Genomic DNA, 13,134 nt, shown 5'->3' with positions numbered 1-13,134 from the left:
GCGTCAATTAAAACCACTTTTTCTTTTTAAAAATATACACTTGAACCGCAACAACTATAACAAGCATACCAATGAATATTAGAAAGGCATCGGTATTCTCTGCACCTGGAATTCCACCGACGTTTATACCTAACAAGCCCGTTAAAAAGCCTAGAGGTAGAAAAATAGCGGCAACTATCGATAACACATACATACGGTTATTCATTTGTTCTGCTAGCCTATTATTTATTTCTTCCTGGGTAACTGCAGCCCGATCTTTAATTGAGTCTAAGTCTTCAACAAATCGCGTTAAATGGTCTGTTGTTTCTCGTAACTGAATTTTTTCTTCTATTGAAAATATTGAAACTTTTTCACTTAATAGCTGTAACATTGCCTCTCTTTGAGGTGATAAGTAACGTCGTAATGATATAATTTGTCGTCGTAAATCCGCGATATCATTTCGTAATGCATAGTTACTTGACGTAAGTATACTTTCTTCAATTTCAGACACTTTATCTTCAATATCGTTAATGGTATCAGTCATTCGTTCAATTAACCGATCTGTGAGTATTACAGTAAATTCTGCTGGCGTTGTGGCTCCGCAACCTTGCTCTAGATCTTCAGCCATATCCCTTGTCGACAGCAATGTGCGACACCTTGTACTAATAATACGTTCTTTGGTAACCCACAGCCGGATAGATACCATATCTTCAGGATTACTATCCGGCGCTAAATTAACCCCTCTTAACGAGATTAATACACCTTCATGAAGTGGTGTGGCTCTTGGTCTTGTTTCTTCATTTAATAAGGCGGCAATTACAGACGGATTAAGCCCGCTTTGATTTTCAAACCATTCTTTAGTAATGTCTTGGGTATAGTCAAAGTGCAACCAAAATTTCCTAGACAGGTCGAGCGTTGCTAAAGACGCAATTTTTTCTCCTTTACCACTGTCTTCCAAATAATAACCGTATACAAACTCTCTCGAACTCATCATTAATTCCTTAACATAATACCAACCTCACTAACTATGTGACCATTTCTACTGGCTAAAACAATCAACTACTGCGTATAAAGTCGATCACACAATTAATTAAACGGGTATAATATTCAATATAAACTTATCTAATAATTGAACTTCTATAATAAGAATAAAGTGCCACAGCCTAAAAAGGCAATAAAACCAAAAATATCGGTAACTGTTGTTAATATAACTGAGCCTGAAAGTGCGGGATCAATATTTAATTTACTCAATATCCAAGGTACCCAAACCCCTGATAAAGAAGCAACAATAATATTACCTAAAATTGCAATACAAATTGTTAAAGACAGCATTGGGCTATCAAACCAAAAGTAGGTAATAATACCAATAACCAAAGCCCACAAAAGGCCGTTTATCATACCTACTTTTAATTCTTTATGAACAATCGCTTTTTTATTAGCATCGGTAATTTGCCCTAATGCTAATCCTCTGATAATTAACGTTAACGTTTGACTGCCTGAAATCCCTCCCATTGAGGCGACAACAGGCATTAATATTGCTAAGGCAACGACTTGTTGTAATGTTGCTTCAAATAAGCCTATAAACCACGACGCCAAGAAAGCGGTAAGTAAGTTAATACCTAACCAAATAGCCCTGTTTTTACTACTTAGCCACACACTAGAAAACAAATCTTCTTCATCAACCAAACCCGCAGACTGCATCATTTGGTTGTCTCTTTGTTCCTCTTGATGTTTGAACGCTGAAAATAAATCTAACCTTCCCATCAAACGGCCACTTTCATCAACAACGGGTAGTGCAGTTTTACCTGACAATATGACACTTTCTGCTGCTTCATCCATATTTTGGTTTGCAGGTAATGACTGAACATCAGAGTTGATAACATCAACTAATAAATCGTCATTGTTTAGGTTTATTAAACGATTAATCGCTACTTCACCCACTAACTTTGAATCTGAGTCAGTCACGTACAGGGTATCTGTTAACATGGGTAAAGATTTAGCACATAACTTTTTTGCTGCTGATATTTTTAATTGCTGAGGTATTTTCTGTTCATCAAAGGTTTGCCAATGTCCAACCTCATCATCATTATAGTCTTGCGCGGTTTTAAAGTGTTGGCGCTGCTTTGCACTCATTTGTGCAACAGCATACTCAACAAAACGTTCACTTAAATCATCAGTAAAATCAAGTAAACTACTTGCGTCAAGCTTATCAAATAATAAATAACAAGCTTCGTCGCTTAATACAGTAAGCAACATTTGCCGAGATTCATTTTTCATTTCTAGAAAAACATCTTTCTGACATTCGCTACTTAATTGTTCCCAAATAATTAATCGGGACTTAATTGGAAATGCTTCCAGTAATATGGCTAATTGTTCAGGTTGGAGACGTTCAGTTAACTCGGCTATTAACGAATCTAGTGGCAACTCATCTTCGAAGTGTTGATCTAGTTTTTCAATGTAATCCGAGAGTATATCTAACGTCATTTGTCTTCCTATAAGAGATGCACTTACTTAGCGCATTGATTTAACGGTACGAGTTTAGCAAAATAGTTACTGAGAGCGCTAAAGTATGAGTATGTCAATTAACTATCAGTGTAGCTCATACCTTAGTATGCTTTAATCAAATATTTCAATCACACTTAATAATATTTTGCGTTTTATTAATGTTGGCATGTAACGATAAAATAGCATTACCCATCATTAAAATTTTGAATAAAACCATGGAAATGCCAATTTTACAGCCTTTTGCAATTAAAACACAAAAGACTAACCTATTTACAAAAATTTGGTTGTTATTATTTAGAAAGCGTCAATGGCAATTAACTGAAAACTGGCATTATCAACTTCCCGATAATAGGGAATTAGTATTTCCTAAAGGCTTTATATTTGACGGTAGCTCTTACCCTGCAGTTGTTTGGCTTTTTTTTTCACCAACAGGCTTGTTGCTAATCCCCGTGATTATTCATGACTTCTGCTTTCAATATAATTACTTATGGGCCGTTAAAGACAACAAAGTATATAAATACAAACCAAACGCTGGCTTTTTTAATTGGTGTAAACTCATTCGTAAAGTTGGTATAGAACGCAATGAACTCTACGTAATTGATTACTTTACTTGGTTACTCACTATTATATTCGGTTGGCCAAAGTGGATAATGCTTCGTCGACATTTATCAAAAGATCTTAAGCCAAGATTAAAAAGCTGATCAGAATTTATTTCTGTTAAATCCTTTTAATCTAGCTGAGTAACTTAGTCATCGAGAAGCATTGGATTTTGTTTTTGCTGTGTTTTTACTGATGTTGACAAGTCAACTTGTTCAATTTTACTAAATCTATTCGATATTTTATTCGCTGATGTATGAATTTGTTTAACATCTGTTGCCGCTTGATCGATATGTTTAGCTAAGTTATCAAAACGGTTTCTAAAGCGACTAAAATCAGTGGCAAGTTCACCTAAGTGAGCTTGAATAATATGGATTTGCTCTTTTGTTGCTTCATCTTTTAGCACTGAGCGAGCTGTGGTTAATATCGCCATTAATGTGGTTGGCGATGTTAACCAGATACGCTGGTTATTCGCTATTTCAACAAGATCGCTATGATGTCCGTGAATTTCTGCAAAAATAGCTTCAGCAGGAATAAACATAATTGCGCCGTCAGAGGTTTCATTTTCAATAATGTACCTGTCACCAATGTCTTTAATGTGCTTTTTAATATCTACCTTAAATTGGCGCTCTGCTGCTTTTCTATCGGCATCACCTATCTCAACATTCGTCATTTTTCGATAGCTTTCTAATGGGAACTTAGAATCAATAATAACCGTTCCCGTAGGTTTAGGCAGAAACAATGCACAATCGGCGATCTTCCCATTAGACAACGTATGCTGAAGGCCAAAGCTTTGCTCTGGCAATACATTTCTGATCAAGGCATTCAGTTGCACTTCGCCAAATGCACCTCGTGAGCGCTTATCAGACAACACTTCTTGTAAGCTTACAACATTGCTTGAAAGCTCAGTAATTTTCTTCTGAGCATCATCAATTAATGCTAAACGTTTAACAATATCGTTAAAGGTTTTAGTGGTTTTTTCAAAGCCATCCGCTAAGCGTTTTTCTACTTGATCGCTAATTTCTTTTAATCGGTTATCCGTAGATAACGTTAACTCATTAATTTTTTTAGCCATTTGCTCACTAGAGGCAAGCATTGATTTACTTTGCTCTTCCCTGTTTACTTTATTATTTTCATTTAAGTGCTTCATTAATTGCTCGAGCGCTTTATTTTGATTTTGGGTAAATTCATTTTGGTGAAAATGTAATACTGAAAGTTGCTTTTCACCTTGCTCGGCTTGCTGTCGTAATGTTTTAATTTTGAGATCTGAAATTTGCTGCTCAATAGCACTTTTTAATTCAAATTGTTGTTGTGATAATTGCTGATGATTACTCGAAAGATTTTGCGTAATTTGCTCGAAGAAATATTTGTTGGCATCGCCAATTCTTAAGTGACTTTCTCCTTGCAACTTAATCATTTCAAGGGCTGAACTATACTGGCGCTTCATTTTGACCAAATTTAGCATCATAAATAGTAATAGTACTGATATGAAAATTAATGCGAATAAAATTAACTCAAAGGAGGAAGCCTGAAGTGTTGAAAATTCGATCATGATAAAGCCACACTAAAACACTGTAATTATTAACAGTCATTAGAACATAAGTGACTAATTCTCTCAATAAAAAAGGTTACCAACATACGTTGATAACCTTTATCGATAGTTAATCTAAGCGCTTTAATTATTTGTTATTGATTACTTCAATATTTTTTTGCCATATTTGAGGGCCTGTTACATGGGCAGACTCGCCAGTAGCGTCAACCGCCACCGTTACAGGCATATCTTCAACTTCAAACTCATAAATAGCTTCCATACCTAAATCTTCAAAGGCAACCACTCTTGCTTTTTTAATGGCTTTAGAAACTAAGTAAGCCGCGCCACCTACTGCCATTAGATAAACAGACTGATGCTTTTTTATGTTCTCGCACGTTGCCGCACCACGTTCAGACTTGCCTATAGAGCCTAACAAACCTGTTTTAGATAGCATCATCTCACTGAATTTATCCATGCGTGTTGCAGTAGTTGGACCTGCAGGTCCAACTGCTTCATCACCAATAGCATCTACGGGGCCAACGTAATAAATAAACTTATTTGTAAAATCAACAGGTAAATCTTTACCCGCCGCTAACATTTCTTGAATACGCTTATGTGCCGCATCTCGTCCTGTTAATATAGTGCCACTTAATAGCACCGTTTCACCTGTTTTCCATTGTGATATATCTGCTTTTGTTAGATTATCAACGTTAACACGGCGAACATCTTCACCCACTTCCCAGGTAATTTCAGGCCAATCTTCCAATCTTGGAGGCGTGAGGTCTGCTGGCCCTGAACCGTCTAAGTGAAAGTGAACATGACGTGTTGCAGCACAGTTAGGGATCATCACCACGGGTTTAGATGCCGCATGGGTTGGCACAGAGTTTATTTTAACATCAACTACCGTTGTTAAACCACCAAGACCTTGAGCACCAATGCCTAACTTATTTACACGATCATATATTTCTAAACGTAACTCTTCTTCTGCGTTTTCAGGCCCTCGGTCAAGTAACTCTTGAATATTAACGGGGTCCATCAAACTTTCTTTAGCAAGAACGGCTGCTTTTTCAGCCGTTCCACCAACACCTATTCCTAACATGCCAGGTGGACACCAACCAGCACCCATCGTAGGTAGGGTTTTCACAATCCAATCAGCAATCGAGTCGCTCGGGTTAAGCATTGCCATTTTAGTTTTATTTTCACTGCCGCCGCCTTTAGCCGCAATCATCACTTCAATCTCATTACCTTCTACCATATCAATATGAACAACCGAAGGAGTATTATCTTTAGTGTTAATTCTTGCACCAGCAGGGTCTGCAACTATTGACGCACGCAACGGATTATCAGGATTTAAGTAAGCACGGCGTGTACCTTCATCAACCATTTGCTGAACAGTCATATCAGTTTTGTCCCACTGTACTGCCATACCTACTTTAACAAAACAAGTTACAATACCCGTATCTTGACAAATAGGGCGTTTACCATGTGCCGACATACGAGAGTTAATCAATATTTGTGCGATAGCATCTTTTGCCGCTTTACTTTGCTCTTTGTGGTAAGCTTTTTCTAGTGCTTGAACAAAGTCTAATGGGTGATAATAAGAGATATATTGCAGCGCATCTGCAATGCTTTCAATTAAGTCTTGTTGTTTTATAATAGCCATGACTACCCTTAGTACGCGTTTGAATTGTTCAGTTGAACAATCTCTTGTTGAAAGTTATAAATTTACCGATATGATACCCTGCTTATAACTAGCCTGCTAGTACTGGGCGCGCTGATTTTTCAATTTATGAGGTGTAAACTCATAGGCCATAATACTAAAAGCGCTCTTCAAACCAGCCAACGAGCTAAAGTTAATATTAAGGTAACTCAGTTGTTAACACACAATAAACAAAAAATTTGTGCAATGCCTTTGCATTTTAGTCAAAAGATTTCGCCTGCTGAACTTTTTTCTGTAATAGAAGCTCAGCCATGGTCAATGTGGCTAGACTCTTGTGAAAGCGATCATGTAGATAGTCACTTTGATATTATGGTGTGGCAGCCTATGGTAAGTGTTGTTACCGAAAGTAATTCAACTACCATCAATGACTTTAACCTAAACGAAACAATACAAAGTGATAATGACCCACTTACACTGCTTGAAGTAGCGCAAAAAAAAGCGTTACAACATTATATTATAGATACCGGTAACTTACCCTTTTATGGCGGTAGTTTAGGATATTTTTCATATGACTTAGGTAGATACTTTGAAAAACTACCCACCAATGCAGTACGCGATATTGATATGCCAGAAATGGCCGTTGGCATATACAATAAAGCCATTATTTATCACCGCTCAGAGCAATGTTATTACTTGGTTTGCCCTGAACAGGAGCGTGCTCAATTAACAACATTTTTAACGAATAAACTTACTCAAAAAGAACGCGATCAAGCCGCTCAAGCGTTTAAGTTAACCACGCCATGGCAAACCAATATTACCAAAGATGAATACCATGAAAAATTTGATCAAGTACAACAGTATTTATTATCTGGCGATTGCTACCAAATTAATTTAACCCAGCGTTTTTCTGCAATGTATGAAGGCAATGAATTTTTAGCTTACTTAGCCTTGCGTGAATCAAACCAAGCACCATTTTCCGCTTTCATGCGCTTTAACGAATTAGCTATTTTAAGCGTATCGCCCGAACGTTTTCTAAAGCTAAGCGAGACAACAGTACAAAGCAAACCGATCAAAGGAACACAAGTAAGATGTACTGACTTACATCAGGATAAAATTAATGCAGAGCAACTTGTGAACTCTGAAAAAGATCGCGCTGAAAACCTAATGATTGTTGATTTATTGCGAAATGATATTAGCCGCGTATGCCAAGCAGGCACAGTAAAAGTACCCAAACTTTTTGCAATAGAGAGCTTTCCCGCGGTTCATCATTTAGTTAGTACTGTTGAAGGCAGGTTGTCGCCTCAATATAGTGCCCACGACTTAATACGCGCAGCCTTTCCTGGCGGCTCTATTACAGGCGCGCCCAAAATACGAGCAATGGAAATTATTGATGAATTAGAACCTCAGCGACGAACCATTTATTGTGGCTCCATTGGCTATATTTCGGCATGTGGCAATATGGATACCAGTATTACTATTCGTACACTCGTGCTAACTAAAGGGCAAACTTATTGCTGGGCTGGTGGTGGCATAGTTGCAGATTCACAAGTAAACTCTGAATATCAAGAGAGTTTAGATAAAGTAAACAAAATACTCCCAGTACTTGCACAGTTATAACGAACTAGGGTCTAATGAAAAAAGAAACCTTTTTAACTCAGTTTTTATTCAATAGTACACTCTCGTTGGTGCAGCAAAACGATGCCCCGTTTACCCTTTCCAAGCAATTTACGCGTGCAGCAGTATTAATTCCTATTGTTGAACAAAACAATCGCTTAGAAGTTGTACTTACCTTACGTGCAAGCCACTTAAAGCATCACGCAGGGCAAATTAGCTTTCCCGGAGGTAAAGTAGAAAAGTACGATGTTAATGAAATGGCAACAGCACTTAGAGAAACACATGAAGAAATAGGTGTATCGGCAGAAAACATTACTGTCATTGGTACCATGCCAAGCTATCAAACTATCACTGGTTATCATATAACACCTGTACTAGGCTTTATTAAACCTCAGCTGCAATATTGTTTAGACACAAATGAGGTTGCTGAAATATTTCATGTGCCGTTAAGCCATTTTCTTAATACGAATAATCATATTTCATTAAGTATTTACCGTAATTTTTCCATACATCCAGTATATTTTATGCCTTATAAACACTACAACATTTGGGGAGTCACCGCCTCAATATTAAAAAAACTGGCAGAGCAACTTCAACCTTGAATGGGTAAAGTAACTCTATTGCCACTATAATGTATTTTTAAATTACAACTATTTTTACATGTTTGATAACTTTTATTTACTATTGCCGAAAATAATTTTAATATCTCCACAATTAACCGTTACAAATTCAGGATTTATGCATGATTAGTGTATTTGATATGTTTTCTATTGGTATTGGCCCTTCGAGTTCGCATACTGTAGGCCCAATGAAAGCAGCAAAACTGTTTGCTGAACATTTAGTTGAAAAAAACCTGTTAGACAAAACTGATAGAGTAAAATGCGAACTTTTTGGTTCGCTAGGTCAAACAGGTATTGGTCACGGTACTGGAAAGGCAATTATTTTGGGCTTATCAGGTGAAACGCCAGAAGCTATAGCGGTTGACTCAATTGATCAAATATTAGCGCAAGTAGTTGCAAGTGAAGAAATAAACTTGATGGGTCAAAAGCATATTAGTTTCCCTAAAGAAAATGCCATTGTTTATCATCGCCGAAAAACTTTACCCGCACACGCTAATGCCATGACTTTATTTGCCTATCAAGGTAAAGAGTTATTATTAGAAGAAACGTATTACAGTATTGGTGGGGGCTTTATTGTACAAGACTGTGATTTTGAGAAAGAAAAAGACAAAGCTTTGTCATTGCACTCTAATATTGACAGACCACATAAGTTCTCTTCTGCAGATGAATTACTCAGTATTGCACAAGAGAAAGGCTTAAGTATTAGCACAATTATGATGGATAATGAGAAGTGCTTAAACGACGAAGCAACAATTCGTAAACAACTTATTGCTATCTGGCAAGCTATGCATGAAAGCATTACTCGTGGTATGAAAACAGAAGGCATTTTACCCGGCGGATTAAAAGTAAACCGCCGCGCTCCTGCTTTATTTCGCTCTTTATCTGTAGAAACAACGAATGATCCGTTATCTGCGATGGATTGGGTTAACCTATTTGCCTTAGCTGTAAACGAAGAAAACGCAGCAGGCAGTCGTGTTGTTACTGCCCCTACTAATGGGGCTGCAGGCATTATCCCTGCAGTATTATGCTATTATAATAAGTTTATTAAAAAGGTTGATGACGAGGACTGTATTCGTTATTTACTAACAGCTGCAGCAATAGGTATTTTATATAAGACCAACGCGACAATCTCAGGTGCTGAAGGTGGTTGCCAAGCAGAAGTAGGTGTTGCTTGCTCAATGGCAGCAGGCGCGCTCACCGAAATTATGGGTGGTAGTCCCAAGCAAGTTGAAAATGCTGCTGAAATTGGCATGGAGCATAATTTAGGCTTAACTTGTGATCCTGTTGGTGGCCTAGTACAGGTGCCATGTATTGAACGTAATGCAATGGGGTCGGTGAAAGCGATTAATGCCTCTCGTCTTGCTTTGCGGGGTACTGGCACTCAAAAGGTTTCCTTAGACAAAGTAATTAAAACCATGTGGGAAACAGGCAATGATATGAAAACCAAATATAAAGAAACCTCTCGCGGCGGCTTAGCTGTAAATATTATTGAGTGTTAATTTAAAGTGATACTAAAAAACGCCAGCTGTTGCTGGCGTTTTTTATCTTCTCTGGATAAATTTAACGTATTGGTAGTTCGATATTTGAAAACATTTCTTCAATTTCAGTATTATTTTTTAGCAACACTGCACGCGTTACAATATCTCTATTTAAATGTGGCGCAAAACGCTCAATAAAATCAAACATATAACCACGTAAAAACGTACCGCGTCTAAAACCAATTTTAGTCGTACTCGCTTTAAATAAATGACTTGCATCTAATGTTACTAAATCTTTGTCTAATTCTTTATCCATAGCCATCGTCGCAATAACACCAATGCCTACACCTAACCGAACATACGTTTTAATCACATCTGCATCGGTTGCAGTAAACGCAATTTTAGGCGTAACACCTGCATTTGAAAAGGCAATATCTAGCTCAGACCGCCCAGTAAAGCCAAACACATAAGTGACTAATGAATACTTAGCAATATCTTCAATAGATATATTTTGTTTATTGGCTAATGGATGATCTTTTTTTACAATAATACTGCGATTCCAATGATAACAAGGCAGCATAATTAAATCGTTATATAAGTGGAACGATTCAGTAGCAATGGCAAAATCAGCATCCCCTTTAGAAGCAGCATCACTAATTTGTGATGGAGTACCTTGTGACATTTGCAACGACACTTTACCGTATTTTTTCATAAACCCTTGAATAACATCAGGCAATGCATATCTAGCCTGAGTATGCGTGGTTGCAATACGCAGCTTCCCTTCGTCGGGTTGCGTATGCTCACGTGCCACAGCTTTAATTGCTTCTACCTTAGATAAAATTTCAGTCGCAATGTTAATTACCTCTTGGCCAGCAGAAGTAACATGGGTTAAATGCTTGCCGCTTCGACCAAAAATTTGAATACCTAATTCATCTTCAAGCATACGAACTTGCTTGCTAATACCAGGCTGAGAGGTAAATAACGCTTCTGCTGTTGCAGAAACATTTAGATTGTTGTTTTGTACTTCGACAATATAACGGAGCTGTTGCAGTTTCATAGCGCTAAATAATAGTGACTTATGCCAAAAATATATACTTAATTGAACATATATTCCATAATAATTTTAACTTTCTGTAAAAATATTTCATTTGCGTTTTATCACAGTGATATGTGATGCTTTATTGTACTAACCAATGCGTTTTATCGCCGTCAGATTAGATACTGCCGTTAAATGTTGTAATTAAACTACAAAACACCTAACAATTAAATATAAGTTAACGCTTTGCTTAACAGCACATTTTTTGTAGACTGGTAGAGTAGTTATATAATTTAAAATTGGATATATACATGGGCATCATCATAGGCTTAGTTATTGCATTAATTATAATAGTAGTTGCCATCAACGCTATTCAGCAGCACAAAGAGAAAATAGAAAAAGAAAAGCGCGCTAAGGCTGCTAAGCAAAAAGCCATAATTGATGAAACAGAAGAGCTTTTATTAAACATGGCTCATTTACCACCTAATCCAAAAGTTGTTGAGGTACTTAATCAAAGAAGTCTTAATGCCGCGAAAGCAATGTATTCAATACTTCCTAGCGTCAAGGGTTTTAAAACTCGTGTACAAGAAATGGAAGCTCGTTTAAAAGCAAGTAAGGAGTTAGGTGCAAACACCACTGATAATACTGCATTTACTCTACCCGACAATGAACAGCAATTGGTACTTATTTTACAAACCATAAAAAAATTACGAGCCGTACTGCGCTCAGAGCAGAGCAAAGGTTCACTAGATTCTCAGGTATTTATGGCCGAAGACCTCCAGCTTGATGCAATGCAACTTAAAATTAATATTGAGAGCTTACATAAGCGAGGTATGCAAGCCTTCCAAAAAGAAATGCTTGGCTCTGCTCGACAATATTTTGAAAAAGCCCTACAAACATTAAAAGCACATCCAAAGCAAAGTGAATATACCACAACGAAAGCATCAGAATTAGAAGATCAACTCCTTGATATTACCGAAGCGCTAAAAACCACTAATGCTGCAGATGCTGCCAAAAAGGCTAAAGCAGAAGAAGATGACTTAGACTTACTTTTTCAACCTAAGAAAAAGTGGTAACCACGTCAAATACCTTTAATTAAACACGCTTTATTTTTATAAATACAGCCAAAACATCATGGCAAAAACTGAACAAATAATTTTACCGTCTTTTTTACGTAGAGTATTAAAGGCTTACGCCCTTAAAGCAATAATAAGAGCGCAAGGTTGTGAATTAAGTAGAATAGGTCGTTCGCGTAATTGGCAATTAAAAGCAACACATGAACAAATTAGTAGAGTGATAGAACTGATCGAAGAGGCTAATGAAGATAGTTGGCTCTGGTTAGCTAAACATTTAAAAGCTTGTCGCCAAACACTTACCCATCAACACCTACTGGCTATTGCTCGTAAGCGTTCAAACATAACTATAAACGAATTAATGGCATTGACCGACTGTACTGTTGCGCAGGCAAGAAAAGTCCTCGATGAGCTAGAGTGGCAGGACGAATAACCTTAAAGTAAAAGCGACAGGTCAACAACTCTTAAGCCAACTTAATGCTTCGTCTTTACAAGAAAACATCTTTATCTCAAGGCCGTTTGCAGCAGACTCTACCGTCAATTGTTCATCAATTGATTTTTTTTCATTAAAAAGCATCGCAATTGAAGCCCCCATTAACTCCTCTCTTGACGATATATATTTCCCAAATATTTTTTGTTCAATCGCTGACATTTCTTGTTGTACATTACTAACATCAACTAAAATTTTAAATTGTTTAAATAAATTATATTCTTGGCATAACTCATTTAGTATAAGTGAGCGTTTTTCTAAATTTATTAGACTGCCATGAGTCACTATAACGATTTCAGTGCCAGCTAATACTTCAATTTTATAATTCATATTTATTTTAAACCTAGACTCTTAGATAGATAAGAGTCAACAACAAGTAAATTTTTTATTAATGCGCTGTTTGTATATTTTAACACATCAGTACAATGTATTAACATTACATTAAACTACTATCACTTTCAAAATAAATTTAACTACAAATTTTTTACACCTCTTTTATTATCTTTATGACTTTGGTATACCCAGGAAAAAATAAAGAAATAATCCACTCG

Annotated in this window: 12 protein-coding genes; 6 read left to right on the top strand and 6 right to left on the bottom strand. The window is 36.8% G+C overall.

Annotated elements, in window-relative coordinates; all coding sequences use genetic code 11:
* Positions 1-7: 7 nt before the first annotated feature.
* Both QUD79_RS05355 and QUD79_RS05350 read right to left on the bottom strand, forming a co-directional pair.
* Positions 8-973: a zinc transporter ZntB gene (locus QUD79_RS05355; protein ID WP_246454982.1), complete on the bottom strand. Its 966-nt coding sequence runs from the start codon at positions 971-973 to the stop codon at positions 8-10.
* Between the two features lie 143 nt (positions 974-1,116).
* Positions 1,117-2,463, bottom strand: a complete 1,347-nt coding sequence (locus QUD79_RS05350; protein ID WP_184424704.1) for a magnesium transporter — start codon at positions 2,461-2,463, stop codon at positions 1,117-1,119.
* A gap of 236 nt (positions 2,464-2,699) precedes the next feature.
* Here QUD79_RS05350 and QUD79_RS05345 point away from each other — a divergent pair, with 236 nt between their 5' ends.
* Positions 2,700-3,185 (top strand): DUF1353 domain-containing protein, encoded by a 486-nt coding sequence (locus QUD79_RS05345; protein WP_286290160.1) that lies wholly within the window; start codon positions 2,700-2,702, stop codon positions 3,183-3,185.
* A 44-nt stretch (positions 3,186-3,229) separates the two neighbouring features.
* Here QUD79_RS05345 and QUD79_RS05340 read toward each other — a convergent pair whose 3' ends face one another.
* Both QUD79_RS05340 and QUD79_RS05335 read right to left on the bottom strand, forming a co-directional pair.
* A complete protein-coding gene (locus QUD79_RS05340) occupies positions 3,230-4,498 on the bottom strand; it encodes a DNA recombination protein RmuC (protein WP_286290159.1) in 1,269 nt (422 codons plus the stop codon).
* 262 nt (positions 4,499-4,760) lie between these two features.
* Positions 4,761-6,275 carry a fumarate hydratase gene (locus QUD79_RS05335; protein ID WP_184424701.1) on the bottom strand — a complete coding sequence of 505 codons (1,515 nt, stop codon included), beginning with the start codon at positions 6,273-6,275 and terminating at the stop codon, positions 4,761-4,763.
* 210 nt (positions 6,276-6,485) lie between these two features.
* Between QUD79_RS05335 and pabB the strand changes: the two genes are divergently transcribed.
* From pabB to QUD79_RS05320, 3 genes are all read left to right on the top strand, one after another.
* Positions 6,486-7,889 carry an aminodeoxychorismate synthase component I gene (gene pabB / locus QUD79_RS05330; RefSeq protein ID WP_246454981.1) on the top strand — a complete coding sequence of 468 codons (1,404 nt, stop codon included), beginning with the start codon at positions 6,486-6,488 and terminating at the stop codon, positions 7,887-7,889.
* A 14-nt stretch (positions 7,890-7,903) separates the two neighbouring features.
* Complete coding sequence (locus QUD79_RS05325) at positions 7,904-8,488, top strand: CoA pyrophosphatase (RefSeq protein WP_184424700.1); 585 nt, start codon at positions 7,904-7,906, stop codon at positions 8,486-8,488.
* Positions 8,489-8,628: 140 nt separating this feature from the next.
* Positions 8,629-10,005 (top strand): L-serine ammonia-lyase, encoded by a 1,377-nt coding sequence (locus QUD79_RS05320; RefSeq protein WP_184424699.1) that lies wholly within the window; start codon positions 8,629-8,631, stop codon positions 10,003-10,005.
* 61 nt (positions 10,006-10,066) lie between these two features.
* Here the strand turns inward: QUD79_RS05320 and cysB are convergent, their stop codons facing one another.
* Positions 10,067-11,041, bottom strand: a complete 975-nt coding sequence (cysB, locus tag QUD79_RS05315; RefSeq protein WP_184424698.1) for an HTH-type transcriptional regulator CysB — start codon at positions 11,039-11,041, stop codon at positions 10,067-10,069.
* A 290-nt stretch (positions 11,042-11,331) separates the two neighbouring features.
* Between cysB and QUD79_RS05310 the strand changes: the two genes are divergently transcribed.
* Together QUD79_RS05310 and QUD79_RS05305 are read left to right on the top strand one after the other, a co-directional pair.
* Positions 11,332-12,096, top strand: a complete 765-nt coding sequence (locus QUD79_RS05310) for a hypothetical protein (RefSeq protein WP_184424697.1) — start codon at positions 11,332-11,334, stop codon at positions 12,094-12,096.
* Between the two features lie 58 nt (positions 12,097-12,154).
* Positions 12,155-12,526, top strand: a complete 372-nt coding sequence (locus QUD79_RS05305; RefSeq protein ID WP_184424696.1) for a ribosome recycling factor family protein — start codon at positions 12,155-12,157, stop codon at positions 12,524-12,526.
* A 21-nt stretch (positions 12,527-12,547) separates the two neighbouring features.
* On the opposite strand, the gene QUD79_RS05300 is transcribed toward QUD79_RS05305, so the two are convergent.
* Positions 12,548-12,913 carry a hypothetical protein gene (locus QUD79_RS05300; protein ID WP_184424695.1) on the bottom strand — a complete coding sequence of 122 codons (366 nt, stop codon included), beginning with the start codon at positions 12,911-12,913 and terminating at the stop codon, positions 12,548-12,550.
* Positions 12,914-13,134: the final 221 nt, after the last annotated feature.

Source organism: Thalassotalea piscium (assembly GCF_030295935.1).
GTDB lineage: Bacteria > Pseudomonadota > Gammaproteobacteria > Enterobacterales > Alteromonadaceae > Thalassotalea_B > Thalassotalea_B piscium.
This window is presented reverse-complemented; position numbering and strand designations above follow the sequence as displayed.

Bases quoted from the DNA above. Each gene is read 5' to 3' on its own strand.
- QUD79_RS05355 (WP_246454982.1), bottom strand. From the start codon at position 973: ATGATGAGTTCGAGAGAGTTTGTATACGGTTATTATTTGGAAGACAGT.
- QUD79_RS05350 (WP_184424704.1), bottom strand. From the start codon at position 2,463: ATGACGTTAGATATACTCTCGGATTACATTGAAAAACTAGATCAACAC.
- QUD79_RS05345 (WP_286290160.1), top strand. From the start codon at position 2,700: ATGGAAATGCCAATTTTACAGCCTTTTGCAATTAAAACACAAAAGACT.
- QUD79_RS05340 (WP_286290159.1), bottom strand. From the start codon at position 4,498: ATGATTAAGTTGCAAGGAGAAAGTCACTTAAGAATTGGCGATGCCAAC.
- QUD79_RS05335 (WP_184424701.1), bottom strand. From the start codon at position 6,275: ATGGCTATTATAAAACAACAAGACTTAATTGAAAGCATTGCAGATGCG.
- QUD79_RS05325 (WP_184424700.1), top strand. From the start codon at position 7,904: ATGAAAAAAGAAACCTTTTTAACTCAGTTTTTATTCAATAGTACACTC.
- QUD79_RS05320 (WP_184424699.1), top strand. From the start codon at position 8,629: ATGATTAGTGTATTTGATATGTTTTCTATTGGTATTGGCCCTTCGAGT.
- cysB (WP_184424698.1), bottom strand. From the start codon at position 11,041: ATGAAACTGCAACAGCTCCGTTATATTGTCGAAGTACAAAACAACAAT.
- QUD79_RS05310 (WP_184424697.1), top strand. From the start codon at position 11,332: ATGGGCATCATCATAGGCTTAGTTATTGCATTAATTATAATAGTAGTT.
- QUD79_RS05305 (WP_184424696.1), top strand. From the start codon at position 12,155: ATGGCAAAAACTGAACAAATAATTTTACCGTCTTTTTTACGTAGAGTA.
- QUD79_RS05300 (WP_184424695.1), bottom strand. From the start codon at position 12,913: ATGAATTATAAAATTGAAGTATTAGCTGGCACTGAAATCGTTATAGTG.